The organism is uncultured Albimonas sp., from assembly GCF_963977235.1.
In the GTDB taxonomy this organism is placed as follows: Bacteria; Pseudomonadota; Alphaproteobacteria; order Rhodobacterales; family Rhodobacteraceae; genus Albimonas.
Map to the genome: position 1 here is coordinate 68,885 of NZ_CAXBOD010000013.1, position 26,707 is coordinate 95,591.

The 26,707-nt window shown below is 71.3% G+C and carries 20 protein-coding genes; 9 read left to right on the plus strand and 11 right to left on the minus strand.

The genetic code is table 11. The features are described from left to right. From AAC134_RS09225 to AAC134_RS09240, 4 genes are all read right to left on the minus strand, one after another. Entirely contained in the window at window positions 1–501 is a 501-nt protein-coding gene (locus tag AAC134_RS09225) for a disulfide bond formation protein B (RefSeq protein ID WP_339948789.1), read from the minus strand. Further along, window positions 498–1,079 carry a YqaA family protein gene (locus tag AAC134_RS09230; RefSeq protein WP_339948790.1) on the minus strand — a complete coding sequence of 194 codons (582 nt, stop codon included), beginning with the start codon at window positions 1,077–1,079 and terminating at the stop codon, window positions 498–500. Before AAC134_RS09230 ends, AAC134_RS09225 begins: the two co-directional genes overlap by 4 nt. Before the next feature lie 444 nt (window positions 1,080–1,523). After that, window positions 1,524–2,300: an RlmE family RNA methyltransferase gene (locus AAC134_RS09235; RefSeq protein WP_339948791.1), complete on the minus strand. Its 777-nt coding sequence runs from the start codon at window positions 2,298–2,300 to the stop codon at window positions 1,524–1,526. A 16-nt stretch (window positions 2,301–2,316) separates the two neighbouring features. After that, complete coding sequence (locus AAC134_RS09240; RefSeq protein WP_339948792.1) at window positions 2,317–3,441, minus strand: Ppx/GppA phosphatase family protein; 1,125 nt, start codon at window positions 3,439–3,441, stop codon at window positions 2,317–2,319. 80 nt (window positions 3,442–3,521) lie between these two features. Here AAC134_RS09240 and AAC134_RS09245 point away from each other — a divergent pair, with 80 nt between their 5' ends. From AAC134_RS09245 to AAC134_RS09255, 3 genes are all read left to right on the plus strand, one after another. Beyond that, window positions 3,522–5,393 carry a peptidase M14 gene (locus AAC134_RS09245; RefSeq protein WP_339948793.1) on the plus strand — a complete coding sequence of 624 codons (1,872 nt, stop codon included), beginning with the start codon at window positions 3,522–3,524 and terminating at the stop codon, window positions 5,391–5,393. A gap of 226 nt (window positions 5,394–5,619) precedes the next feature. Beyond that, a complete protein-coding gene (locus AAC134_RS09250) occupies window positions 5,620–7,122 on the plus strand; it encodes a DegQ family serine endoprotease (RefSeq protein WP_339948794.1) in 1,503 nt (500 codons plus the stop codon). Window positions 7,123–7,367: 245 nt separating this feature from the next. Then, the gene (locus tag AAC134_RS09255; RefSeq protein ID WP_339948795.1) at window positions 7,368–7,856 is read left to right on the plus strand and encodes a DUF6884 domain-containing protein; all 489 of its coding nucleotides are present in this window, start codon (window positions 7,368–7,370) and stop codon (window positions 7,854–7,856) included. Between the two features lie 114 nt (window positions 7,857–7,970). Here AAC134_RS09255 and AAC134_RS09260 read toward each other — a convergent pair whose 3' ends face one another. Together AAC134_RS09260 and AAC134_RS09265 are read right to left on the minus strand one after the other, a co-directional pair. Further along, window positions 7,971–8,399, minus strand: a complete 429-nt coding sequence (locus tag AAC134_RS09260; protein ID WP_339948796.1) for a hypothetical protein — start codon at window positions 8,397–8,399, stop codon at window positions 7,971–7,973. Window positions 8,400–8,485: 86 nt separating this feature from the next. Then, the gene (locus AAC134_RS09265; protein ID WP_339948797.1) at window positions 8,486–8,908 is read right to left on the minus strand and encodes a hypothetical protein; all 423 of its coding nucleotides are present in this window, start codon (window positions 8,906–8,908) and stop codon (window positions 8,486–8,488) included. Between the two features lie 122 nt (window positions 8,909–9,030). On the opposite strand from AAC134_RS09265, the gene AAC134_RS09270 reads away from it, so the two are divergent. Beyond that, window positions 9,031–10,140: a hypothetical protein gene (locus tag AAC134_RS09270; RefSeq protein WP_339948798.1), complete on the plus strand. Its 1,110-nt coding sequence runs from the start codon at window positions 9,031–9,033 to the stop codon at window positions 10,138–10,140. A 13-nt stretch (window positions 10,141–10,153) separates the two neighbouring features. On the opposite strand, the gene accC is transcribed toward AAC134_RS09270, so the two are convergent. The 4 genes from accC to AAC134_RS09290 all read right to left on the minus strand — a co-directional run bounded on the left by accC (window position 10,154) and on the right by AAC134_RS09290 (window position 14,630). Beyond that, the gene (gene accC, locus AAC134_RS09275) at window positions 10,154–11,500 is read right to left on the minus strand and encodes an acetyl-CoA carboxylase biotin carboxylase subunit (protein ID WP_339948799.1); all 1,347 of its coding nucleotides are present in this window, start codon (window positions 11,498–11,500) and stop codon (window positions 10,154–10,156) included. A 55-nt stretch (window positions 11,501–11,555) separates the two neighbouring features. Then, on the minus strand, window positions 11,556–12,038 hold the full coding sequence (gene accB / locus AAC134_RS09280; protein WP_339948800.1) for an acetyl-CoA carboxylase biotin carboxyl carrier protein: 483 nt from the start codon (window positions 12,036–12,038) through the stop codon (window positions 11,556–11,558). Between the two features lie 276 nt (window positions 12,039–12,314). Further along, entirely contained in the window at window positions 12,315–13,124 is an 810-nt protein-coding gene (locus AAC134_RS09285; protein ID WP_339948801.1) for a DsbA family protein, read from the minus strand. Between the two features lie 102 nt (window positions 13,125–13,226). Then, complete coding sequence (locus AAC134_RS09290) at window positions 13,227–14,630, minus strand: M48 family metalloprotease (RefSeq protein WP_339948802.1); 1,404 nt, start codon at window positions 14,628–14,630, stop codon at window positions 13,227–13,229. A gap of 192 nt (window positions 14,631–14,822) precedes the next feature. On the opposite strand from AAC134_RS09290, the gene AAC134_RS09295 reads away from it, so the two are divergent. Together AAC134_RS09295 and AAC134_RS09300 are read left to right on the plus strand one after the other, a co-directional pair. Beyond that, window positions 14,823–15,962 (plus strand): aminotransferase class I/II-fold pyridoxal phosphate-dependent enzyme, encoded by a 1,140-nt coding sequence (locus AAC134_RS09295; protein WP_339948803.1) that lies wholly within the window; start codon window positions 14,823–14,825, stop codon window positions 15,960–15,962. A gap of 179 nt (window positions 15,963–16,141) precedes the next feature. After that, window positions 16,142–16,834, plus strand: coding sequence for a VPLPA-CTERM sorting domain-containing protein (locus tag AAC134_RS09300; protein WP_339948804.1), 693 nt, complete (start codon window positions 16,142–16,144; stop codon window positions 16,832–16,834). 464 nt (window positions 16,835–17,298) lie between these two features. Here AAC134_RS09300 and AAC134_RS09305 read toward each other — a convergent pair whose 3' ends face one another. After that, a complete protein-coding gene (locus tag AAC134_RS09305; protein WP_339948805.1) occupies window positions 17,299–20,664 on the minus strand; it encodes an Rne/Rng family ribonuclease in 3,366 nt (1,121 codons plus the stop codon). A 635-nt stretch (window positions 20,665–21,299) separates the two neighbouring features. Between AAC134_RS09305 and AAC134_RS09310 the strand changes: the two genes are divergently transcribed. From AAC134_RS09310 to prfB, 3 genes are all read left to right on the plus strand, one after another. Further along, window positions 21,300–22,502, plus strand: a complete 1,203-nt coding sequence (locus AAC134_RS09310) for an N-acetylmuramoyl-L-alanine amidase (RefSeq protein ID WP_339948806.1) — start codon at window positions 21,300–21,302, stop codon at window positions 22,500–22,502. 151 nt (window positions 22,503–22,653) lie between these two features. Then, window positions 22,654–25,266 (plus strand): penicillin-binding protein 1A, encoded by a 2,613-nt coding sequence (locus AAC134_RS09315; RefSeq protein ID WP_339948807.1) that lies wholly within the window; start codon window positions 22,654–22,656, stop codon window positions 25,264–25,266. A gap of 143 nt (window positions 25,267–25,409) precedes the next feature. Next, window positions 25,410–26,537 (plus strand): peptide chain release factor 2, encoded by a 1,128-nt coding sequence (gene prfB / locus AAC134_RS09320; RefSeq protein ID WP_339948808.1) that lies wholly within the window; start codon window positions 25,410–25,412, stop codon window positions 26,535–26,537. Window positions 26,538–26,707: the final 170 nt, after the last annotated feature.

Genomic DNA, 26,707 nt, shown 5'->3' on the forward strand with positions numbered 1-26,707 from the left:
TCACGCGCTCCGCCTGAGGGAGGCGATCCACAGGCCGGCGAGGATCAGCGACAGGATCCCGTTCCACGAGGCCATCGACAGGCCCATCAGGCTCCAGGCGACGTCGTCGCAGCGCACCAGCGGGGCGTTGTGGATCGCGGCCAGCAGGTCGTCGGTCGACATGCCCGCGCCGACGGAGGACGAGCACTCGGTCGGGCCCTCCCACCAGCCGCGCTCGACGCCTGTGTGCATAAGGGCGACGCCCGCGCCGAGCAGCATCGCCAGCGCGCCCGCGGCGCGGATCGCGCGCAGCCCGCGCAGCACGGGGACCAGCAGCAGCGCCCCCAGAACGATCGCCAGCGCATGGGGCCAGCGCTGCCAGATGCACATCTCGCACGGCGGCAGGCCGCCGACATGCTGGAACAGGAAGGCGCCCGCCAGCAGACCCGCGGAGCCGGCGGCGGCGAGGCCCGCAAGGTAGGTCTGGACGGTCTCGGGCAGGGGGGCGGCGCGGGCGCTCAAATGGCGTACTTCACGATGGCGAAGCCTCCGATCAGCAGGACGACCGAGACGGTCGCAACCAGCCCCAGCCGCCGGTCGATGAAGTCGCGGATCGGCTCGCCGAAGCGGTAGAGAAGCGCGGCGATGATGAAGAACCGCAGGCCGCGCGCGAGGATCGAGGTCGCCATGAACAGGGCGAAGTTCAAACCCGTGACGCCTGAAAAGATCGTGATGACCTTGTAGGGGAAGGGCGTGACGCCCGCGATCAGCACCGCCCAGAAGCCCTGGTCGTTGTAGGAGCCGGCCAGCGCGTCGAAGGCGCCGTCCTTGTGGTAGAATTCCAGCACCGGGCGGCCGACGCTGTCGAACAGCTCGTGGCCGATATAGTAGCCCAGCGCCCCGCCCATCACCGAGGAGGCCGTGCAGACCGCCGCGATCAGCCAGGCGCGATGGGGGGCGGCGATGATCATCGGGATCATCAGCACGTCCGGCGGGATCGGGAACATCGAGCTCTCGATGAAGCTGACCACGGCCAGCGTCCAGAGCGCATAGGGCGTTTCCGCCTGGCGCAGCACCCAGTTGTAGAGCGGTCTGATCATGGACGGGAGCGTTAGCCATCCCGGCGGGGGCTGTCCACGCGGCGAAGGGGGGTGCGGCGATGGGCGCCGAGAGGAACCGAGAGGAAGAGAGAGGCCGCTTCGGGACTCACCAGGAAACAGGGCCGCGCCTGTTCCCCGGAGCCGTCCGTCGCTTCTGATGCCTGAGCGACTCGCCCCCTCCGGTCAAGGACAAGCCCCCTGCGGGGGTCGCCTGCGGCGATCCCTGACCGGAGGGGACGAGTCGCTCTGATCGGCATCAGCGACGGACGGCTCCGGGAAACAGGCGCTTCGCGAGGGGGTCGGAGGGGAGCCGCCGAGGCCGGGCGTCGGAGGGGCGCCAGCGGGGAATCGGGCGCCTCAGGGACGGCGGGTGCGCCCCGGGCTTGACCCGGGGCCTCGCGGGCGACGCGCGGGGGAAGCGGATGTCGGGAGAGGGGCCTGGCGTCAGCCCAGCGGGCCGGCCTCGGGGTCGTCTTCCTCAGATGCGGTGCGGGGGGCGCCGCGGAAGCCGGTGGCGAGCACATACATCTCGGCCGAATCCTTGCGGCTCGAGGGCGGCTTGATGTGGCGCACCGTCTCGAAGTTCGACTTCAGCATCCCCAGCAGATCCGCCTCGGAGCCGCCCTGCAGGGTCTTGGCCAGGAACGCGCCGCCGGGCTTGAGCACGTCGGTGGCGAACCAGGCCGCGGCCTCGCACAGCGCCATGATCCGCAGGTGATCGGTCGCCCGGTGACCCGAGGCGGAGGCCGCCATGTCCGAGAGGACCGCGTCCGCCGGTCCGCCGAGCGCGGCCTTCACCGCCGCCTCGGCGCCCTCCTCGAGGAAATCCATCTGCAGCAGGTCGCAGCCGGGCAGGGCGTCGACTTCCTGGATGTCCACGCCCAGAACCTGGCCGCGCGGGCGGTTGGGCCGCGCGCCGTCGGCGTTGGTCTTCTTGACCGCCACCTGCAGCCAGCCGCCGGGGGCGCAGCCGAGGTCGACGATGCAGCCGCCGGTCTTGAGGAACGGGTGCTTCTCCTCGATCTCGAGCAGCTTGAAGGCGGCGCGGCCGCGATAGCCCTCGCGCTTGGCGCGCTGCACGTAGGGGTCGTTGAGCTGCCGCTCCAGCCAGCGGGTCGAGGAGAGGCGCCGGCCCTTGGCGGTCTTCACCCGCGTCTTCAGTTCCCGCGCGCCGCGCCCGGAGGGTCCGCCCCCGCCGCCGTCGCTCTTGCCGCCGCTCATGGCCTGGTCCGTCTTATCAGTGCTGCCGGGCCCGCTCGGCCCACATCAGGGAATACAGCATCCCCTCGCGAAGGCCACGGTCCGCGACGCGGATGCGGGGCGCGGGCCATAGCCGCAGGATGGTCTGCAGGATCGCGGCGCCCGCGATCACCAGCTCGGCCCGGTCGGGGCCCACGCCCGGATGCAGGCGCCGGCCCTCGGGGCCCAGATCGATCAGGTGGCGCGCGATGCGCGAGGAGGCCGAGCGCTCGAGCCACATGCCGTCGACCTTGGCCCGGTCGTACTTGGTCAGCCCAAGCCGCAGGGCGCCGATGGTGGTCACCGTCCCCGAGGCGCCGATGATCTGCAGGCCCGGCAGCTTGGCCGCCGCGGCCTCGTCCTCGTAGGGGAGGAAGCCCGCGATATGATCCTCGAAATGGCAGGCCATCAGGGCATAGCGGTCGGCGTCGGATTCCACGTCCGAATAGCGGTCGTGGAGGGTCGCGACGCCGACGGGCGCCGAGATCCAGTCCACGATCCGCTCGCGCGCCGCCCGGCGCAGCTCGGAGCGGTCGGGGCCGCCGCGGCCCGGCGCCAGCGCCAGGATCAGGTCCTGGCGCTCCGCCGGCGCGCAGCCCGCGAGGTCCAGCCAGATCAGCTCGGTCGACCCGCCCCCGATGTCGAAGACCATCAGGCTCTCGGCCTTCTCGTCGAGCAGGGGCGCGCAGCCGGCCAGCGCCAGGCGGGCCTCCTGCTCGGGCGTGATGACCTCCATCTCGAGGCCCGTCTCGCGCCGGACGCGGCGCAGGAAGCCCCGCGCGTTGGTGGCGCGCCGGCAAGCCTCGGTCGCCACGATCCGGCACCGCGAGACGTCGTGGCGGCGGATCTTGGAAGCACAGATGCGCAGGGCGTCGATGGTGCGGGACATCGCGGCGCGCGACAGCTCGCCATGGGTCTCGACCCCCTCGCCCAGGCGCACGTTGCGGCTGAAGGCGTCGATGACCCGGAAGCCGGAGGGATCGGGCTCGGCGATCAGCAGGCGGCAGTTGTTGGTGCCCAGGTCCAGCGCAGCATAACGGGCCGGCGCCTTGCTGCGGGCCCGGGCCGGAACGGTGCTGGCAGGCTCCTGCGCCCGCGACTGCGCGCCCTGCGGCGTCGTCATATCGAAAACCTCCGCGGCGTGTCGCCGCGCTTGTCTACAATGGGTAGCGAAAGAGTCTTCCGACAACAAGGGGATGGCGGATGAGGAGCACGAGAAGCCCGGTCGGTGCAATCCCGAGGGGGCCCGCGGGACCGGCCTCGCAGGGGGGCGGGAGCGTCGAGACGCTGCTGGCGCGCGACTTCGGCCCGGCGATTCCGCTCGATCGGGCGCCCTTCGCGGGGCTCGCCCCCGGCGACCGGATCGAGGCGTGGAGCTTCGCGCCCCCCGCCCTGCGCCGGCAGGCCGAGGCGCGGCTCGCCGCCCGCGGGATCGAGGCGCAGGTGCGCAGCGCCTGGAAGACCGTCGTGCATGCGCTGCTGGAAGGCGAGGGGCCGCGCGAGGGGGAAACCCTCGACCTCCTCTACCCCGTTCTCCCCGACGCCGACCCCGAGCGGTTCCTGCGCGAGCTGCATCCCGCGGCCGAACTCTGGCCCGGGCAGGCGACGCTGCGCCCCGACCCGCTCCCCACGCCGCCGGGCGAGGCGCCGGCGTGCCGCCTGCTGCGGGGCGCGGACGGCCGGGAGACGCGGCTGACGATCCCCGTGCGGGTCCGCGCCGCGCCCCACGGCGGCCGGGCGCTGGCCGCCTGCGGCTGGCTGCGGATCGTGCCGGCGGGCGCCGCGGCCCCCGCTCTCGACGCGCCCTGGGAGGACCCTGTCGAGCGGGCGCTGTTCGCCGCCTTCGACACGCTGGCCGAGACCATCGAGCACCACGGCTGGCGCGGCCCCGGCCCGCATTTCGACCGGCTGGTCCTGCGCCTCGAGGCGCCGCTGCAGGATCTGCCGCTGCCCACGGGCGCCGAATGCCTGAGCCTCGCCGAGGCGCTGCACGAGGAGCTTTATTTCGGCGCGCTGGACCTGCTGCGCGCAGCGGCGGGGCTGCCGGCGGGCGACCGCTCGCTGACGCCGGGCGAGGTGGTCCCCCGGATCGTGCCGGTCGCGGACGACGGGCCGGTGCGGCTCGAGATCACCGTCTCGCCGCCGCCCACGGGCGCCGCGGCCCGGCGGGCCCCCGCAACCGCCCCTGCGCCGGAACTGGAGACGCTCGATCGGCCGATGACGGCCGGCGAGATCGCCGCGGCGCTGGAGGGGTTCGGGGGCGAGGCGCTTGTCGTCCGCTCCCGCCGAGGTCGGCCGGTGCAGGCGCGGGTGCGGGCCGGGCGGGGCCCCGGCGTCGTGGTCACCGGCGGCCAGCACGCCAACGAGCCTACCGGCATCCCCGGCGCCCTGCTGACCGCCCGCGCGCTGGCGGCCGAGGGCATCCCCGTCGCCCTCTGTCCGCTGGAAAACCCCGACGGCCACGCCCTGCACATGCGGCTGCGCGAAACGGCGCCCCGCCACATGCACCATGCGGCCCGCTACACGGCGCTGGGCGCGGACCTCGCCTTCGTGGCGGGCGGCGAGGGCGCGCTGCGCCCGAGGCTGCGCGACGCCGTCGGCGCCGACCTGCACCTGAGCCTGCACGGCTACCCCTCGCACGAGTGGCTGCACCCCTTCACCGGCTACCTCCCCCACGGGTTCGAGAGCTGGTCGCTGCCCCGCGGCTGCTTCCTGATCCTGCGCCGGGACGAGGCCTGGGCCGATCCCGCCCGCGCGGCGCTGGAGGCCGCCGCCGCGGCGCTGGAGGCCGATCCCGAGATCGCAGCCCTGAACCGTCGCCAGCTTGCGACGCTGGAGCGCTACGCGCCCTCGGCCCGGCCGGCGCGGATCGGCTGCGTGCCGGTGGTCGAGGGGCCGCCCTTGCCCTCGCCCCACGGCGCGCCCTTCCCGGTCACCCTGATCGTGGAGACCCCGGACGAGACCGTCGAGGGTCCCCTGTTCCGCCTGCTGACCCGCGCCCAGACGCTGGCCGCGACCGCCGCTGCGCGGGCCTTCCGCGCGGCGCTTGAGCGCGGCGCCTGCCCCGGGGCCTGAGCGGGCCTGCCGCGCGACGGGGCGGACGGGCGCGCCGCCCGCCCCTCTCGGCGCATCGCGCGGATGTGACGGACGGCGCGCCCGAAACGGTTGCGACGTGGCGAATACACCACATCTACGTGCCGATCGAATAATCAGCCCGCGGCCTTGGCCTTCCCTCCGCTAGTCTCGCGCAGGGGCCGGAAGGGCGACCGCCCGCGGCAACCGGTAGCTGGAGGTAGCAGACGTGCCCATCTCATCCCTCTCCGTCCGCGGCCGCCCGATGGCGTCCTCGCTGGCGCTGGCCGCGGCGCTCGCCGCAGCCCTGGTCGCGGCGGGACCCCTGCCGCAGGCGATGGCCCAGCAGGCGGGACCGCAGCCGGCCGGCGCGCCCGCGACCTTCGCCGACCTGGCCGAGACGCTGAGCCCGGCGGTGGTCAACATCGCCACCACCTCCGCGGTCGCCATGCCCGAGCGGCCCGGCGGACCGCAGCTGCCCGAGAACTCGCCCTTCCGCGAGCTGTTCCCCGAGCTGTTCGGCGAGCGCGGCGGCGGCGGCGAGCGGCAGATGCGCCCGCGCCAGTCCCTGGGCTCCGGCTTCGTGATCTCGGCCGACGGCTACGTGGTGACCAACAACCACGTCATCGACGGCGCCGACGAAATCAAGGTGAACTTCACCGACGGCTCCTCGCTGACCGCCGAGCTGGTGGGCACCGATCCCAAGACCGACGTGGCGCTGCTGAAGGTCGACCCCGACCGCGAGCTGCCGCACGTGCCCTTCGCCGACTCGGACGTGACCCGGGTGGGCGACTGGGTGATGGCCATCGGCAACCCGTTCGGTCTCGGCGGCTCGGTCTCGGCGGGCATCATCTCGGCGCGCAACCGCGACATCAACGCCGGGCCCTACGACGACTTCCTGCAGACCGACGCCGCGATCAACCGCGGCAACTCGGGCGGGCCGCTGTTCGACATGTCGGGCGCGGTGGTGGGCATGAACACCGCGATCATCTCGCCGACGGGCGGGTCGATCGGCATCGGCTTCGCGGTGCCGGCCAACATCGTCAAGAACGTCATCGACCAGCTCCAGGAATACGGCTCCACCCGCCGCGGCTGGCTGGGCGTCTCGATCCAGGAGGTGACGCCCGACATCGCCGAGAGCCTCGGGCTCGACAAGGCCGCGGGCGCGCTGGTCGCGCAGGTGGTCGCGGACGGGCCCGCCGAATCCGGCGGCCTGCAGAACGGCGACGTGATCCTGAACTTCGACGGTAAGCCGGTCGACACGATGCGCGACCTGCCCCGCATGGTCGCCGAGACCCAGGCCCACAAGACCGTCGAGGTCGAGGTCTGGCGCAAGGGCGAGGTCGCGACCGTCGAGGTCGAGCTCGGTCTGCTCGAAGAGGACGCGCCGGTGATGAACGCCTCGGCCGACGTCACCCCGCAGGACCAGGCGCCGGGCGCCGAGGCCCTGGGCATGACGCTGGGCGAGATCACCCCCAAGGCGCGGCAGGACTTCGGCCTGGCCGACGACGTCGAGGGCGTGCTGGTCGAGGAGGTCGACGGCGCCTCGAACGCCGCCGAGAAGGGCCTGCGCCCGGGCGACGTGATCGTCGAGGTGGCCCAGGAATCGGTGGCGACTCCTCAGGACGTCGAGGCGCGCGTGCAGTCCGCCCGCGACCAGGGCCGCAAGTCGGTCCTGCTGCTGGTCAGCTCCCGCGGGGACCTGCGATTTGTGGCGGTCACGGTCGACTGAGGCGTCGCGTCGGGCGTCCGAGCCCGAACCCCGAGGAAAATCAACGCGCCGCTCCCGCACGGGGGCGGCGTTTTGCGTTCGGGCTGTGTGCGGGCTGCGTCCGAGCAGGGTCGGCGCCAGGCGGCGCCACACGGCATCTCGCGAAATTGAAATAATCGGTCGCATCGCCGCGGGGGTTGTTCACACTTCGTAAACGTCGAGCTGGCGACCCTTGCGGCAAACCAACCATAATCGGAGGAAACGTGATGATCACGATGGAAGGGCGCCGTGTCGACGTCCTGTATCTGATCTCCGGCGGCGCGCGTCAGCAGCCGCGGCCGGAGCCTGCGGCCGAGCTCTACGACGGGCTGTGGTTCCGCAGCGCCCGCGGGCGGGCGGAGCGGGACGGCGACGCCTGGTTCATCCTCTCGGCGCGCCACGGCCTCCTGCACCCCGAGACCCGCGTCCAGCCCTATGCCGACCGGCTCGAGGGCTGTTCGGCCGTCGCCCGGCGCGCCTGGATCGCGCTGGCGACCGAGCGGATGGAGCGGATGCTGCCCGAGGCCGGGCGCGTGGTGGCGCTGTGCGACCGCGGGCCGCCGCCCGAGCTGCTGCGCTGGCTGCGCGTGCGCTACCCGGAGGTCGAGACGCCGCTTGCCGGCCTCAACATCGCCGCCCAGGTCCTGCACATGGCCCGCGACGCAGACCGTTTCGCGCGGGTCGCGCCCAGGCGCCGGTTCGCGGGCCTCGCCTGACCGCGGCGCGTCTCCCTCCAGTGCTGGAGCATGAAAGAGGGACGCGCCGCCAACGGGCGCAGCAAGGTGGCGTCTGCCTGAGAGGTTGCGCGCCCGGAACCGGTGCGCGGGGACTCAGGCGGATTGGAACGGAGCGAACGGCGGGGCTCCGCCGCCAGCGGCGACGATGCGGTAGCGGCAGTTGAAACGGTGGCGGTCCACCGTCTCGATCCGACCGTCGCGGTGACGGAGCAGAGCGTCTCCTGGCGGGATGCGCTGTGGCGAGCCGCCCTCGGGATCCGCAAGAACCGTCTCCCCGGCCGAGCACAAAGCCTGGATCGGCAGGAATTTCGGCTTCAGGATCGCCTCGCCCAGCAAGCGGAAATGGCTGTCGGCATAGTCCTGCGTCGGCGCTTCGAATGTCTCGCCGTTCTGGCGCTGCAGGCGCAAGCGCTCGTTGCCTTCGTCAAGGACCACCAGCATCGCGGCGTCCTGGACCCAGATCGCCTCGCGATCCCAGTTAATCTCGGCCGCGTCCCGCGGCGGCGGTTCAGTCGTGGTCATGCTCTGTCCTCCATGCAGGACGGAGGGTGACTCGCTATGGTTGATGATTGGTTAACGCATGCACGTAAAGGTTAAGCTTTCTGAGCTCAGGGCGTCAGAGCGTGGAAGGTCAGCAGCAGTGCAAGCTTGTTGCGCGACGTCTCCAGTTGCCGCGACGCCACGAACCGCCGCTCGATGGCAAGGTAATAGTCCAGGATCCGTTCCACTCGCGCCAGCGCCTCGCGTGTCGCCGGGTCCCCCGCTGGACCCAAGTCGCGCAGAGCCATCCGAGATCGACGCTGCGCGCCCAGCGCTCTTAACGCATGGGCCAAGGCCGCCCCCGCCTGCCGCTCCGAGGCCGAGCCTGGCAGAAGGTCCGTCACCTGCACCTCCTCGCCAACCGGCAGTTCGATCCGGATCCAGAACCTCGGGTCGGCCGGGGTCGAGAACTGGGCGGAGAATTCGTCGTCTCGCCGCGAGAGCGCCATCCCTTCGAGGGGGGCGAAGCTAGGGTCGTCGGGCTGCTCCATGCGAGACTCCGTTCATACTGCAGTCATTTAGGTTAATGCTTCAATCTGGGGCACATTCTATCTTGTGACGCGATTCGTCCCAGCCTCTGCCCGCCATCCCGGCGATATTGTTGGAGAGAGCATTGCCCGACCTGAGCCCGCCGGAAATCCGCATCTTCGTCATCGGCCCGATGGGTCCGGAGCCTGACGACCAGGGGCTGCCGCTTGCCCGGCACATCCCCAACATCGTCACCGCCGCGCGCCAGACGATCGCCGCGATCCCGGACCTGCCGCGCTGCAACCTTCTGTGGCCGACGGAGATGCCCGGCGCCGACGTGCCGCGGGACGTTTTCTCGAACATCGCGCATTGCGACCTGGCCATCGCCGACATCTCCAACGCCTCGGCCAACGTGTTCTACGAACTGGCGATCCTTCACGCGATGGGCGTGCCGACGATGCCAGTGACCCGGGGGGGGCGGAACAAGTTCTACCTGGCGCACTCGCTGATCCAGGATGTCGCGGATTTCAGGGTCGAGACGTTGAAGGACGCCTTCGCCGCGCCGGGACAGGATGGCTTGGGGGCGCTGGAGCGGATGATACGTCGTCGCCGAGACACCGCCAGCAACCCAATCAGCACCCATTTCAACGGCATCCACCTGGTCAACGTGGCCGCCGCCACAGGGCTCGCGACAGGGCAGTTCTTCAATTTCCTGCAATACGTGCTGGACCCGGGGAAGGCGTTCCGTCAGCACGCGGGGCGGTTTGAGAAAATCATCGTGGTGCGTCCGGAGCGGGTCGGCACGGTCGAAAGCGAGATCGGCGTGCTGGAGGCGGTGTTCAGAGAGCCGGTCATCGACAAGGAGACCAAGCTGCCGAAGTTGAAGAAGGACGGCAGTCCCGAATTGGCTCTGCCGTCCTTCTGGCAAGACGACAGCCACCATCCGCGGGACGGCTATTTCGTGCGCCACATCGCGGACGTGTTTCTGGATTTCGCGACACCCATCGCCTCGCTGCGGGTATCGAAGCAGTATCTGGAGATGGTCGACTACGTGAAGCGCAGCGCCCTGGATCTGGGGCCCGAGCAGGTCGACCGCGACCTCTACGCCTTCGAGCAGAAGCTGATCGACATCTATTTCCATACCTTGGATGCACTGGCTGCAAGTGAAGCGAATCGGTGCGATCCGACGCGGCTGCTGGTGCTGACCGCGTCGGAGATCATCCGCCGCTATGGGCCGACGGCGCCGGAAAGCTGACGTGGCAGGCGGGTCAGTCGCGGCCGCCGCTCAGCCAGCTTTCCAGCCAGTGGATGTCGTAGGCGCCGGCCTGGACCTCGGGGTCGGCGGCCAGCGCGTCGAACAGCGGCGCGGTGGTGTCGATGCCATCCACGATCATCTCGGCCAGCGCCCGGCGCAGGCGCGCCAGCGCCGCGGGGCGATCCTCGGCGTGCACGATCAGCTTGCCGATCAGGCTGTCGTAATAGGGCGGGATCCGGTAGCCGCGGTAGATGGCGCTGTCCATCCGCACGCCCAGCCCGCCGGGCGCGTGGAAGGCCGTGATCGTGCCCGGCGAGGGCGCGAAGTCGGGCAGGCGCTCGGCGTTCAGGCGGCACTCGATGGCGTGGCCCTCGGGGCGCAGGGTCGCCTGGTCGAAGGTCATCGGGTGGCCGGCCGCGACGCGCAGCTGCTCCTTGACGAGATCCACGCGCCAGACGGCCTCGGTCACCGGGTGCTCGACCTGCAGGCGGGTGTTCATTTCGATGAAATAGAACTCGCCGTTCTCCCACAGGAACTCGATGGTGCCGGCCCCGCGATAGCCCATGCGCGCGATCGCGTCCGCGCAGGTCTCGCCGATGCGCTTGCGGTCGGCGGCGCTCAGCACCGGGGAGGGGCACTCCTCGAACACCTTCTGGTGGCGGCGCTGGAGGGAGCAGTCCCGCTCGCCCAGATGCACCGCGCGGCCCTCGCCGTCGCCGAAGACCTGGATCTCGATGTGCCGCGGCGTGCCGAGGTATTTCTCGAGATAGACCGCATCGTCGCCGAAGGCGGCCCGCGCCTCGGAGCGGGCCGAGGACCAGGCGTTGGGCAGCTCGGAGGCGTCGCGCGCCACCTTCATGCCGCGCCCGCCGCCCCCCGCGCTGGCCTTCACCAGCACCGGGTAGCCGATGTCCCTGGCGACGGCCAGGGCCTCCTCCACGGAGGTCACGGCGCCGTCGGAGCCGGGCACGCAGGGCACGCCCAGCGCCTTCATCGTGTCCTTGGCGGCGATCTTGTCGCCCATCACCCGGATGTGCGCCGCCGACGGGCCGATGAAGGTCAGCCCGTGATCCTCGACGATCTGCACGAAGTTGGCGTTCTCGGACAGGAAGCCGTAGCCGGGGTGGATCGCCTCGGCCCCGGTGATCTCGCAGGCCGAGATGATCGAGGGGATGTTGAGATAGCTCTGCGCGGCGGCCGGGGGGCCGATGCACACGCTCTCGTCGGCGAGGCGCACATGCATGGCGTCTGCGTCGGCGGTGGAATGCACCGCCACCGTCTTGACGCCCATCTCGCGGCAGGCGCGATGGATGCGCAGGGCGATCTCGCCCCGGTTGGCGATCAGGACCTTGTCGAACATCGAAGCGCTCCCGAATAAGGACGAGGAACCGGCGGGGTCTGCCCGCGGTCCGGCGTCACTCGATGATCATCAGGGGGGCGCCGAACTCGACCGGCGTGCCGTCGGAAACCAGGATCCGTTTCACCGTGCCCGCGCGCGGGGAGGGGATCTGGTTCATGGTCTTCATCGCCTCGACGATCAGCAGCGTCTGACCCTCGGAGACCTGGTCCCCCACGCGCACGAAGCTGGGCGCGCCGGGTTCGGCCTGGAGGTAGACGGTGCCCACCATCGGCGAGGCGACGGCGCCCGGGTGGCGGGCGAGGTCGTCGGCGGCGTCCCCCGTCGCCTCTGCCGGCGCGGAGGCCGGGGCAGGCGCGGCGGCGGCCGGGACGGCGACCTGAACAGGGGGGGCGGCCTGAAGCTGGCGGCTGACGCGCACGCTGAGGTGATCGTCCTCGCCATACTCCCGGTCGACCTCGATCTCGGTCAACTCGGTCTCCCGAAGCAGCTCGGCGAGCTGACGGATGAAGGCGATGTCGGCTTCGTGGTGCTTGCTCATGCAGGGTTCGCGCTGTTGCGAGGCCTGACGGAGCGACGCCATTGGTCAGGCGACGCGGGCCCCCGGAGTCGTCGCTGCGGCGTTTACACGTTGATAAGGGTCTTTGCCAAGGGCCGCGTCGTTCGCGGTCCGGGCGGGCGCGGGCGCCCGGGCCTGATGTCGGACCCGCGAGCGCCCCCGCCGGGCGCCCCCCGCCAGCCGGCCCCGCGTGGCGCGGAGGGGCGTGGGGGGGCGTTCGCGAACGATCGGAGGGCGCTGGGCGGCCCGGGCGGGCGCTCAGCCCTGCTTTTCGCGGGCCGCGGCCACCACGTCGCGCATGTGGTCGAGGGGGGCGTAGCCGCGCACCAGCTCGTCGCCGATCACGAAAGTGGGGGTGCCCTGGATCTCGAGCTTCTTGGCCAGGTCGTAGGTCCGCTCGATCTGGTCCTTGATCGCGGGCGACTCGGCCTCGGCCTTCAGAGCCTCGACGTCGAGGCCCACCTCGCCTGCGATCGACCAGACTTGCGCGTCGGTCAGCGCCCCGCGGTGGTCCATCAGCGCATCGTTGAAGGCCATGTAGAGCCGCCCGTCCTGCTGCGAGCGGGACGCCAGCGCCGCCTTGGCCGCGGTCACCGAGGACGGGCCGAGGATCGGGAACTCCTTGACCACATAGCGCAGGCCGGCGTCGGTCTCGACCAGCTTGCGCACGTCGGCGTGGGCCTTCTTGCAGTAGCCGCAGTTGTAGTCGATGAACTCGACCACGGTGACGTCCCCGTCGGGGTTGCCGGCGACATGGGAATAGCCGTCGTCGCGGATCTCGTCGCGGTTCTCCGAGACCATGTCGCGGGCCTGGTCGGCCTCGGCCGCCTCGCGCCGGTCCTCGAGGACCTTCACCGCCTCCATGATCACTTCGGGATGCTCGAGCAGGTAGCGCCGGATCTCGGCGCGCAGCACCGCGCGCCCCTCGGGGTCGAGCTCCATGGCCTCGGACAGGGCGCTCTGCGCCGCGAGGGGGGTCGGGAGGGCGGCAAGCCCCCCCAGGACAAGCGCGGCGGCGGCAAGCAGCCCGGCGGGGCGAGGAAAGGGCTTGGGGGCGGTCGGCGTCATGGTCCTGTCACTCCGTCGAAGGGGCGATCCGGGGGGCCGCGCCGGGCGCGGAGGCGAAGGGGCGCCCATCGAGGGCGGGGGCGGCGTAGCACGGCAGGAGCGTCATTGCTGCATCGCCTTCGTCGCAACGACGATGTCGTCGGCCTGCAGCCAGGGGGGCGAGCCCGCGGGCAGCAGGCCCTTGGCGCGCTCGGCCATGCGGTGGGCGTCGATGGGCTGGTTGATCAGCATCATCCGCTCGGCCGTGGCCAGCGCGGCGCGCCCCTCCTGGCCCGTGCGGGCGTAGGCGTAGGCGAGATCGCGCAGCAGACCGGGGTCGCCGCCCTCGGACTGCTCGGCCCCGTGCTCGAGCGCGGCCAGCGCCTCGCGGTCCGCGGCGGGCGAGCCGACCGAAAGCAGCGCGCGCCCGAGGTAGCCCAGGATCAGCGGCTCGTCGGGGGCCAGCGCCACGGCGCGGCGATAGGGGGCGACCGCCTCGACCCCGCGGCCGCTCTCGAGCAGGATCTGGCCCTTGAGCTCATGGTAATAGGGGTCGTCGGGGCGGAACCCGATCAGCCTCTCGGCCTCGGCCACTGCGGCGTCCGGGTCGGGGGCGCGGTGCAGGGCGACGGCGCGGCGCAGGGTGGCGAACTCCGAATGATCATCGGGGTCGAGCCGGCGCAGCACGGCGGCGGGATTCTCGAGGAACCCCTCCAGCTTCGCCTCCATCCTGTCGACCCAGTAGACAAGCTCGGGATCGGGCGCCCGGCCGCGGGCGGGGGACTCGCCGGCGCGGCGGCGGATGGCCGAGAGGCGCTCGGTCGAGACCGGATGGGTCAGCGCGTAGGGGTCGACGTGGCGGGAGGAGAACACCTCCTGCCCGCGGAACTTCTCCAGCACCGTCTCCATGCCCATCGGGTCGACGCCGGCGCGCTCGAGATAGGTGATGCCGGCCTGGTCGGCGGCCGATTCCTCGCCCCGGCTGAACGACAGCAGCGCCCGCTGGATCGCGGTCTGGGAGCCTGCGCCCAGGCCCACGCCCGCCGCAGCGCCTCCCGCGCCCCCCGCGAGCCCCGCCGCGGCGGCCGCGGCGATGCCCAGCAGCACGCCCGCCATCGCCGGGCCGCGCAGGTTGTTCATGGCGATCTGCCGGCGGGCCAGGTGGCCGCCGGTGATGTGCCCGATCTCGTGGGCGATCACGCCCTGCAGCTGCGCGGGCTCGGCGAAGTCGCGCAACAGGCCGGTCGAGACCACCAGGTTGCGGCCGCCATACACGAAGGCGTTGGGCAGCCGGTCGTCGAAGATCCGGATCTCGATCGAGTCGGGCGCCACGCCGGCCGCCCGGAACAGCGGGTCCGACAGGCGCTTTAGCGTCGCCTCCGTCTCCGCGTCGCGCACGAAGCCTGCGGCGGCGGCGGGCTGGACGAATGCGGCGAGCGTGGCCGCGGCGAAGGCCAGCGCGCGGGCCGCCCGTCCCAGCCGGGACGGCGCGGGCGCGCGGGTGGGGCGGGAGAGGGTCTGGGGCACGTCCGCGGCTCGCCTTCGGTCTCGGCCGCGCATCGGCGGCGCGGCCCGTGATCCTGCGCGGAGCGGGTCGCCCCTCTCCGCCTGCTTGCGCCGCGCCGGTCGGCCGCGCCCGGGGGGACCGGTCGAGGTTGACCGCCTCGGCGGCCGGACCCCACGCTGAAGGCGCGCGCAGGTCATCAGGAGCCGAAAAAGATGAAGAGTTCAAGGAGGAGCGCCGTGGCTCCCTTCATGGTGATGGATATCATGGAGCGCGTGCGCGAAATGGAAGCCGGCGGGCGCGACGTGATCCACATGGAGGTCGGCCAGCCCTCGACCCCTGCGCCCCGCGCCGCGCGCGAGGCGGTGGCCCACGCGATGTCGGGCGAGCCGCTGGGCTACACCGTCGCCCTGGGCCTCCCCGAGCTGCGCGAGGCGATCGCCGACCTCTATCGCCGTCGTCACGGGATCGCGCTGGATCCCTCCCGCGTGATCGTCACCGCCGGCAGCTCTGGCGCCTTCACGCTGGCGTTCCTGTCGCTGTTCGAGGCGGGCGCCCGCGTGGCGCTCGGGGACCCGGGATATCCCAGCTACCGCAACATTCTCTCGGCTCTGGGGATCGAACCGGTGCGAATCGAGACCGGTCCCGAATCGAGATGGCAGCCCCGGCCCGAGGATCTCGGCGAGGCCGACGGGCTGCTGGTGGCGAGCCCGGCGAATCCCTCCGGCACGATGCTCGATCGCGAGGCGCTGGCGGCGCTGGCGCGGGCCTGCTCGGCCCGTGGGGCCGGCTTCATCTCGGACGAGATCTATCACGGGTTGACCTATGCCGGGCCGGCGGTGAGCGCGCTCGAGGTCACCGATGATGTTTTCGTGATCAATTCGTTCTCGAAGTACTGGTCGATGACCGGCTGGCGGATCGGCTGGATGGTCGTGCCTCCGGGGATGGTCCGCACGGTCGAGCGGCTGGCCCAGAATTTCTTCATCTGCGCGCCTCACGTCAGCCAGATCGCCGCGCTCGCCGCGCTGCAAGCTGAAGATGAATGCGAAGCGAACAGAGGGGTTTATGAGGTGAACAGGTCCCTTCTGATGAATGAATTGCCCGGGGCCGGGTTCACCGAGTTCGCCCCCGCCGACGGCGCCTTCTACCTGTACGCCGACGTCACGAACATGACTGACGACAGCCGCGCCTTCTGCGAGCGGATGCTCTGCGAGGCCGGAGTCGCGGCCACGCCCGGCCACGATTTCGATCCAATCCGCGGAAACTCCTTCGTGCGTTTCAGTTTCGCGCGAAGCGAAGCCCATATCGCCGAGGGCGCCCGCCGGTTGAAAACCTGGCTGAAGGGCCGGTCCTGAACCGCATCTGCGCGTTAATGAACAAGATTGCCGGAATGTGAACATCGCTGTTCCCATGCAGGATGAATCGAGGTATGAATGAACTAGAGAGAGATAGGCGGGGTGCCCTGAAAGGGGTGGTCGGGATTTCCGGCAGCCTCCCGGGTCTCGATGGGGAAGCGAGAGCTAGGAGCTACACGATGCGGAGCTTTATTCTTGGGGCAATCGGTGCAGTGGCCCTCGCGGCAGCTGCGCATGCGGCGCCGATTTCATACACGACCGGTGTGGATGCCGGAGCCGAAGGGTTTACAGGCGCCACTCTGAACTTCGGAACGAGCGATGGGTTCACCGTGACCCTGCCGCAGTGGGATCCGACCCTGTTTCCGGGCATGTCGTTGATCAGCGCGACGATCGACTGGGAAGCGACGTTGAACGCGCTCGGCAGCTATGAGGCTGTGACGAACGGTTCCCTTCGTCGCTGGCTCGTCGATGGGTTCATGACCGGCACCGGCCCTTCGTCGCTCTACGTCGAGCTTGATCCGGCGGGCGACCTCAATCCGCCGCCGCCGACTGTGCTTTCGCTGACTGCTGGCGACAGCGGTTCGCTGGCGCCGATCGAAGTGACTGACGATATCCAGCAGATCTTCACGACTGGTCTCGGCGTGTTCACCGGCAACTCGCTGCTGACTTGGGAGTTCGACGGGACGATCTTCAGCTCGCCGAACACCTCCGGCACCATTACCACGACCCCGACGGGTTCGGGCTCGGTTTCGGCGGTCATCACCTATGTCTACGAGCCGACGGCCACGGCCGTCCCGCTGCCTGCAGCTCTGCCGCTGATGGGCGCAAGCCTGGCCGGTCTGGCCTTGGTGGCGCGTCGCCGCAAGTCCTGACGCCTACGTTACGCTCTGCTGAAAGCGCCGCCTCGGTTTGAGGCGGCGCTTTTCGTTTGTGACGACAGCGTATAGGCAACGACCGTCGCGTGCAGGACCGACGTTGCTTCATCGGCGCCCGGCGCAAGAGGGTCCTGCAGACCTCCCGCGCCAATCCTGGCGAAGACAAAAATCCCGAGAGCTGGCGCGTCGGCAGCCTGGCGCAGGCTCCGCCGACGACACTCCCATGACCCGACTGAATCGCGTGCTGTGCTGGATCGCCATGGTTTGACAGCGGTCCAGGTCAGCGGCCGGTCGCTTCCGTGGCACCCGTGACGGCTCACCTCGCCGGTGCATATCCTGCCGCAGGCTGGGGCGCCGCATGGCGCTGGCAGGCCGCTCCGACGCCAGAGGGTCGCCAACAGAAAAGAGGCGCCCGGGAAGGCGCCCCCTCTGGAACCAGTCGACCCCAGCCCCGGGAAGAGTCAGCGCTTGAGCGCCCACCATCCCCGTCTCTTGGGCTGGGTCGCCGCCTCGGATGTCTCCTTGGCCGTCTCTTTGGCGGGCGTCTGCGCGACTGGCTCGGCCTCGGTTGCGACGGGCGCCGAAGCGGGCTCATCGACAACAGCGTTCGGCTCTTTGGCTTCCGCCTCGAGGGAGGCCTCGACCTCGGGCGCCACCTCCGCGCTCCCGACGTCCGGCTGCGAAGCTTTCGCGTCCTGCGGCGGCTCGTTGGCAGGGGCTGCGTGCGTCGCCGCCTCCTCGCTCGAGGCTTCGGGCTCTGCGGCCGTCGCCTCGGGCGCCTCGGACTTCTTCGGCTTGCGGCGGCGGCGGGTGCGCTTGGGCTCGGGGATCTCGATCGGCGCATCCGACTCCGTCAGGGTCGCCGGCGAGACCGGGGCCGAGACGGCGGCGTCCTCCTGCGGGGCGTCCTTGTCCGGGGACGCCTCCTTCTCGGCCGAGGCGGGCGCGTCGTCGGACCCGGGCTCGCCGTCCTCGCCGCGCTTCCGGCGGCGACCGCCGCGGCGGCCGCGGCGACGGCGGGAGCCGTCCTCGTCGGACTTGTCGTCGCTCGCCTCGGGACGGGCCTCCTCGGCCTGCGCCTCGGCCCGGGCGACGGGCGCGGGGACCTCCTCCTCGACCGGGGTCTCGACGACCTCGGCCTCCTCGACCTCCTCCAGGTCCGGCGCGTCCATCATCGAGACGGGCAGGGGGGCCTGAAGGGGCAGGCGGCTGGCGGTCTTGATCCGCTCGACGTGGAACTCGGGCGAGAACAGCGACGGGTCGCCCTCGATCCGGATCACCACGCCGTGGCGGGCTTCGATGCCCGAGAGGTGGTCGCGCTTGTCGTTGAGCAGGTAGCTCGCCGTGCCCATGGGCGCGCGCACCGAAAGCTCCGGCGCGCGGCCGCGGGCGGCCTCGCCCTCAAGCTGGCGCAGGATGGTGAGCGACAGCGAGCTGTCGGCCCGCACCACGCCGGTCCCGTGGCAGTGAGCGCAGGGAGCCGTCGTCGCCTCGAGCACGCCGGGGCGCAGGCGCTGGCGCGACATCTCCATCAGGCCGAAAGCCGAGATCCGGCCGACCTGGATGCGCGCCCGGTCGATCTTCAGCTTGTCCTTCATCCGCTTCTCGACGGACCGGTTGTTGCGCGGGTCCTCCATGTCGATGAAGTCGATGACGATCAGGCCGGCGAGGTCGCGCAGGCGCAGCTGGCGGGCGATCTCGTCGGCCGCCTCCAGGTTGGTCTTCAGGGCGGTGTCCTCGATGGACCCCTCCTTGGTCGACTTGCCGGAGTTGATATCGATGGCCACCAGCGCCTCGGTCACGCCGATGACGATGTAGCCGCCCGACTTCAGCTGCACGGTGGGGTTGAACATCGAGTTCAACTCCTGCTCCACCCCGTGCTTGGCGAACAGCGGCTGCGAGTCCGTGTTGCGGACCACGTTGCGCGCGTGGCCGGGCATCAGCATGGACATGTAGTCCTTGGCTTCCTTGTAGCCCTCGTCCCCGTCCACGCAGATCTGGTCGATGCCCTGCGCATACAGATCCCGGATCGCGCGCTTGATCAGCGAGCCTTCCTCGTAGATCAGCGTCGGCGCGACCGAGCGCAGGGTCGTCTCGCGGATCCGCTCCCACTGGCGCAGCAGGTACTCGTAGTCGCGCTCGATCTCCTGGGCGGTGCGCTTGGCGCCGGCCGTGCGGATGATCAGGCCCATGCCGCGCGGCACCTCGATGTCGCCGGCGATGTCCTTGAGCTTCTTGCGGTCGGCCGCGTTGGTGATCTTGCGCGAGATGCCGCCGCCGCGCGCGGTGTTGGGCATCAGCACGCAATAGCGTCCGGCGAGGCTGAGGTAGGTGGTCAGCGCGGCGCCCTTGTTGCCGCGCTCTTCCTTGACGACCTGGACCAGGAGGATCTGGCGAACCTTGATCACTTCCTGGATCTTGTAGCGGCGCTGGAAGATGCGGCGGGCGGAGATGCCCTCGCCGAGATCGTCGCCGTCCTCGCTCCGCGCATCGGCGGCGGAGTCGGCGTCCTCGTCGTCCGAAGAGTCGTCCACCACAGGAGCGGGGTCGGCCTTGGCCTCGGCCGGCGCGTCGTCGGCCTTGGAGCGGCGCGAGCGGCGCGAGCGGCCGCCGCGGCGCGAACGCCGGCGGCGCTTGTCGCCCGAGGCTTCGTCGCCCGAAGCGTCATCGTTCGAGGAGTCGTCGCCCGAGGAATCGTCGTCGTCCTCGGAGTCGTCGTCCGACGTCCGGGAGGTTTCGGCCGGGGCCGTGGTGTCCTCGGCCGGCGCCTCTGCGACGGCGTCGGGGGCGGCGGCGGTCTCGACCGCAGCGTCAACCGCGGGGGAGTCGGCCGGCGTCTCGGCGGCGACGGTCGTCTCTTCCGCGCGGGCCTCTGCCTGGGGCTCCTGCGCCGGAGCCTCCGCCGGCGCCTCTGCGACGGGCGCGGGCTCGGCCGAGATCTCCGCGACCGGCGGTTCCTCCGCGGGCGTCTCGGGGGCAGGCGTCTCGGGGGCAGACGTCTCGGCGGTCTCCGCCGGGGTCTCGGTCGTCCCGGGAGCGGCGGCCTCGGCCGGCGCCTCGGAAGTCGGAGCCTCGGACGGCGTCGGAGCGGCGGCCTCGTCCTCGGGACGGCGCACGGGGGGGACGTAATCCTCCTCGACGCGCTCGTCGTCGTCGTCGCCCGCGCCGGCGGCCTCGGCCATCACGCGGGGCGAACCGTCGTCGTCGTCCTCAGGCTTTTCGGAGTTGTCCGAGGACTCCTCCGGCGTGCCGGAGGCGTCGGCCGTCCGGGCGTCGTCCTCGCCCGACGCGTCGTCGTCATCCTCGCCCTCGGAGACGGTCTCGGGGCGCTCGGCCTCGTAGTCGTCGTCCTCGTCGGCGGATTCGCCGACCAGGCGGGAATCGTCCCGATCGTCGGAGTCGTCGTCCCCGCCGTCGTCGTCCGACTCGTCCTCGTCGTCATCGCCGGCGGCGTCGCGGGACTTCGCTTCGGCGCGGGCGGCCGCGGCGGCCTGGCGGGCGGCGCGGCGATCCTCGTCGGCGGCGGCGCGGCGACGCGCCTCCTCCTCCTCCTCGGCCATCAGCGCTTCGCGATCGGCCTTGGGGATCTGGTAGTAGTCGGGGTGAATCTCGGAGAAGGCGAGGAAGCCGTGCCGGTTCCCCCCATACTCCACGAACGCGGCCTGGAGCGAGGGCTCCACCCGGGTCACTTTCGCGAGGTAGATATTGCCGGCGATCTGCTTCTTCGAGATCGTCTCGAAGTCGAAATCTTCTACCTTGTTGCCGTCTGCGACGACGACCCGGGTCTCCTCCGGGTGCGTCGCGTCAATGAGCATCTTCTTCGCCATGGTCTCCCACGCCGGAACGAGGCCTCCTGCGCCGCCCGGCCTTGCGGGGGCGGACGCAGCAGGGGCGCGCCGGTCTCGATACGGGCGATCCCGGGTCCGCCGGTCAGGCCCGCGCGCGGAACGAACGGCGCCGAGGCGCGTCTTCCGTCTTCGCAGGTCCGGCAGGGCTGGGGCATCGCGGTCTGGTCTCCAAGATCACGCCGTCGGTCGTCTTCGCGGCGCGGTCGCATCGGGGGGCCGTCGTCCGGTTGGGGATCCCGGCCCGAGTTCGGTGACGCGCCGTCGCCGGCTGTCCTCAGGGGGCGGACATGCGCCGCATCCTCCTGGGGTCCGGAAATTCGCCGGGGCGTCGTCCGAAAAACCTGTTCGTTCATCGGGCAGCGGCGCCCGAGGGCCTGTCGCACGGTGGCGTCGGCGGCCCGGGTCTTCCGCAGCCTGAGCAATATAGACGGCGGGCGGTCGTCTTGACAATCGGAAAGCCCCGGGGCGGCATGGCAAGGGGGCGTGCCGGCAGAGGGGGGCGCGTCGCCGTCGCGAAAGACCCCTGAAAGTCGCGCAAGTTTATGATCTGGATGCGGTTTCCATATCCGTCTGTGAGCGGGCGCCGTGGCGGCGCCCGCCGCCGGCTGGCGACTGTGTGCGCAAGCGCCGCGGCGCTGATCGCCGCATTCGCCATCACTCCGGGCACGGCGCCTGCCTCGGAGGCGCCCGAGATCGTTCCCGCCGCCCCCCTGATCCTGGGCCTGCGCCATGCGCAGGGGCGCACCCGCGTCGCGCTGCGCCTGCCTCGCGCGAGCGGGTTCGAGGTCTTCGCCTTGCAGGACCCTCCGCGCCTCGTGGTCAGCTTCGACGGCCCCGCCTGGGAGGGCGCGCCCCCCGCGCCGCCGCCCGGCGGTCTGGTGACGCGCGTGCGCGCGGGGCTCGCGGCCGACGGGCGGGCGCGGCTGGTGCTGGATCTCGCCCGGCCCGCGCGCCTGGCCGAGGCGGTGCAGTTCCCCGATCCCGGCCGTCCCGACGGGCCGACCATCCTGCGGCTGGAGCTCGCCTACGCCTCGCCCGATCGCTTCGCCGCGGCCGCCGGCTGGCCGGAGGGGCTGGGGCCGCTCGCGCCTGCGCCGCCGCCCGCCGATCCGCGGCCGCTGGTGATGCTCGACCCCGGCCACGGCGGCATGGACCCCGGCGCGATCCGGGGCGAGGCGGTCGAGAAGGCGCTGGTGATGACCTTCGCCCGCGATCTCGCCAAGGCGCTCGAGGCGACCGGCCGCTGGCGCGTCGCCTTCACCCGCGAGGACGACCGCTATCTGGGGCTGGCCGAGCGGGTCTCCCGGGCCGAGGCCGCCGGCGCCGCCGCCCTCCTGTCGCTGCATGCCAACACCGTGGCGCGCGGCGACGCCGTGGGCGCCTCGATCTTCACGCTCTCGGCCGGGCCCTCGGACGCCGAGACCGCGGCGCTGGCCGATTCGGAGAACCGGGCCGACGTGGCGCCGGGCGACGACCGGGCGGTGGAGCCCGACGCCGCCCTGCGCGCGGTGCACGAGATCGGCATGCGGCGGGCGCTTCAGGCCTCGCGCGCGATGGGCGAGGCGCTGGCCGGGTCGCTCGGCGCGTCGACGCCGATGCTGCGCGGGCGGGCGCACAGCCACGCGGGGTTCCGGGTGCTGAAATCCTCGCGCGTGCCCGCCGCGCTGATCGAGCTGGGGTTCCTCTCGAACGCGCAGGACCTTGCCCGGATGCGCGACCCCGCCTGGCGCGGCCGGGCGGCAGGCGCGCTTGTCGAGGGGCTCGACGCCTGGGCGGGGGCGCAGGCGGCGCAGCCCTTCGCAGCCCTCGCCCGCTGAGCGCCCCAGTTCGCCCCGATTGCGCCAAACCCGTCGCAGGATCGTCCGCTGCGCCGCCACGACGCCCTGTCGTCGCCCTCGCTCGGTCACTATGTTCCGCGAGTCCTGTCGCATCGAGTCGACCGGGGCGGATCAAGGAACGGGATCGGGCATGACGCGCTTTCTGGCATGGGTGTTCAGCATCATCTCCATCGGGGCCATCTTCGGACTGGGCGCGATGGCGGTCATGGTCTGGCACTATGGAAACGATCTGCCGTCCCACGAGAGTCTCGAGAACTACCAGCCCGCCACCCTGAGCCGCGTCTACGACCGCGACGGCCGGGTGATGGCCGAATACCTGACCGAGCGACGGATCTTCGCGCCCATCGACGAGATCCCCGACCTGGTCAAGAACGCCTTCATCGCCGCCGAGGACCGCAATTTCTACGACCACCACGGCTTTGACGCGATGGGCATCGTGGGCGCCGTGGCCGACTACGCCCGCGGCGGCCGGCTGCGCGGTGCCTCGACCATCACCCAGCAGGTGATGAAGAACTTCCTGCTGACCAACGAGCGCAGCTTCGACCGCAAGTTCAAGGAGATCATCCTCGCCACCCGCATGGAGCAGGTGCTGACGAAGGACGAGATCCTCGAGCTCTACCTCAACGAGATCTACCTCGGCGCGCGCGCCTACGGCGTCGCGGCGGCCGCGGCCAACTATTTCGGCAAGTCGCTGGCGCACCTGAGCGTGGCCGAGGCGGCCTACCTCGCCGCCCTGCCCAAGGCCCCCTCCAACCTGCACCCCGTCGACGACCGCGAGATCGCGCTCGAGCGGCGCGGCTATGTGCTCGGCCAGATGCTGCGCGCCGGCTTCATCGACCAGGCCCAGCATGACGCCGCGATGCTGGATCCGCTGAACACGATCCTCGACGGCTCGATGGAGCCCGAGATCCAGACGGTGCCGCCGCGGGACTACTTCTCCGAGGAGATCCGCCGCCAGCTGGTCGAGCGGCTGGGCCAGGACGAGGTCGAGGGCGGCGGCCTGACCGTGCGCGCCACCCTCGATCCCAAGCTGCAGCGCGTGGGCGCGGACGCCCTGCGCGCGCGCCTGGTCGACTGGGACAAGGAGCGTCAGGGCTGGCGCGGCCCGATCGCGCGCATCGATCCCGCGAAGCTGACCACCGAGGACGACTGGCGCCGGGCCCTGTGGCGCGAGCGGGCGCCCGCCGACATCCCCGGCTGGTTCCCCGCCGTGGTGCTCGAGGTGGGCGACACGACCGCGCGCATCGGCGTGCAGGGCGTCCCCGAGGACGAGGACGGCCACTATGTCGGCATCGCCGACGCCGGCTGGGCCAAGCCCGAGCTGGAAGGCGGCGGCGTCGGCCGCGCCCCGCGCGCGCCCGCCGACATCTATTCGGTGGGCGACGTGATCATGGTCGCGGCCGAGAACGCCGAGGGCGCCGAGATCACCGACGTCTGGGACCAGGACCTGCTGGCCGTGCTCGACAACTGGTCGTTGCGCCAGATCCCCGAGATCGAGGGCGCGTTCATGGCCATGGACCCGACCACGGGCCGGGTGCTGGCGATGCAGGGCGGCTTCAGCTTCGAGACCTCGGTGTTCAACCGCGCCACCCAGGCGCGGCGTCAGCCTGGCTCGTCGTTCAAGCCCTTCGTCTATGCCGCCGCGCTCGACAACGGCTACACGCCCAGCTCGGTCATTCTCGACGCGCCGATCGTCATCGACACCGGCGCGGAGGAGATGTGGCGGCCCGAGAACTCTTCGCGCAAGTTCTACGGCCCCTCGCCGATGCGGGTGGGCATCGAGCAGTCGCGCAACGTGATGACGGTTCGCCTGGCGCAGGAGATCGGCATGGACCGCGTCGCCGAATATGCCGAGCGCTTCAACGTCTACAAAAACATGCCCCACCACCTGAGCTACGCGCTGGGCGCGGGCGAGACCACGCTCTACCAGATGGTCGGCGCCTACGGGATGTTCGCCAACGGCGGCTGGAGGATCGAGCCGACGCTGGTCGACCGCGTGCAGGACCGCTATGGCGAGACCCTGTTCAAGCAGGACAACCGCGCCTGCTACGACTGCGTCGACGTGTGGGAGGCCGGGCTGAAGGAGCCGGTGCCCACCCCCGACAAGCAGCTGATCATGGATCCGGTGACGGCCTTCCAGCTGACCTCGATGATGCGCGGCACGGTCGAGCGGGGCACGGCCACGACGCTCGCTTCGCTGGGCATGCCGATGGCGGCCAAGACCGGCACCACCAACGACGCCCGCGACGCCTGGCTGATCGCCTTCACCCCCAACATGGTGGCGGGCTGCTACATCGGCTACGACAATCCCCGGCCGATGGGCCGCGGCGCCTATGGCGCGACCATGTGCGGGCCGGTGATCAAGGCCTTCATGGAACAGGCGATGAAGGACCGTCCGCATCTCGATTTCCACGTGCCGCAGGGCGCGGTGATGGCCAAGATCGACCGCAGCTCGGGCCGCCGTCTGCCCGACGACGCCTCGGGCGCGGGCGTGGTGGTCGAGGCCTTCCATCCGGGCGAGGAGCCCCAGGTCGGCGAATACTCGGGCGGCCGGGTCATCGACGGCGGCTTCGTGGCCTACAAGGGCGGCGACCTGCCGATGTCGCTCGACGCCAGCGCCGACACCGGCGGCGCCTATGGCGGCGGGGCCGCGCCGTCGGGCGGCGACGCTTCGGGCGGGGGCGGACGCCCTGCGCCGCCGAAGCCTGCGGCGGGGGGCTTCGGCTCCGGCGGGCTCTACTGAGCGGCTGCGCCGCGCCCTTGCGGACGGTCGCAGGCGCGCCGCTCTCTTGAGCCGCGCGCCTGCGCGGTCTAAATCCCCCCGAATGCGCGCGCTCCCGCCCGGCGGGGGCCTCCGCGCGCCGTCAGGACGAGGAGCATGTTCCCATGCGCGCGGAAACCCAGGGCGTCGTCGCCGAGATCGAGAAATCGCTGGACCTGCTGCGCAAGCGCCTGGGCTGGGAAACGGCCGAGCATCGGCTGGAGGAGCTGAACGCCCGGGTCGAGGACCCCACCCTGTGGGACGACCCCGCCAACGCCCAGAAGGTGATGCGCGACCGCCAGACGCTGGCCGACGCGCTCGACCGGACCAAGGGCGTGGCGCAGGAGCTGGCCGACAACATCGAGCTGATCGAGCTGGGCGAGATGGAAGACGACGCCGAGGTCATCGGCGAGGCCGAGGCCGCGCTCTCCGAGCTGCGCGACCGCGCTGCGGCCGCCGAGATCGAGGCGCTGCTGGACGGCGAGGCCGACGGCTCGGACACCTTCCTCGAGATCAACGCCGGCGCGGGCGGCACCGAGAGCTGCGACTGGGCCCAGATGCTGGCGCGCATGTACACCCGCTGGGCCGAGGCGCACGGCTACAAGGTCGAGCTGATGAGCGAGAGCGCGGGCGAGGAGGCCGGCATCAAGTCCGCCTCCTACAAGATCACCGGCTCGAACGCCTATGGCTGGCTGAAGTCGGAATCGGGGGTGCACCGGCTGGTGCGCATCTCGCCCTTCGACAATGCGGCGCGGCGGCAGACCTCGTTCAGCTCGGTCTGGGTCTATCCGGTGGTCGACGACTCGATCGAGATCGACATCAAGCCCAACGAGATCCGCATCGACACCTACCGCTCGTCCGGCGCCGGCGGGCAGCACGTGAACACCACCGACTCGGCGGTGCGCATCACCCACCTGCCGACCAACATCGTGGTCACCAGCTCGGAAAAATCCCAGCACCAGAACCGGGCCAACGCCATGGCCGCGCTGAAGTCGAAGCTCTACGAGATGGAGCTGCGCCGGCGCAACGAGGCGATCCAGGAGGCCCACGACGCCAAGGGCGAGATCGGCTGGGGCAACCAGATCCGCTCCTACGTCCTGCAGCCCTACCAGATGGTCAAGGACCTGCGCACCAACGTCGAGACCTCGGACACCGGCGGCGTGCTGGACGGGGACCTCGACAAGTTCATGGCCGCGGCGCTCGCGCTCGAGGTCACCGGCAAGTCTCGCGCCGAGGCGATGGCCGAGGAGTGACAGCGGGCTGACGGCGAGCAGGCGCGGCCGCGACGGGGGATCAGGGGTCCGGTCCCGCGGAGGCTGACGATCGGAACGGTTCGCGACGGCGGGCGGGGCGGAAGCGCCCCGTCCGCCGTTTCGCTTTCCGGGCGCCGCGCCGGCCCGGCGCGCCTCCTGCCCACCCGCCC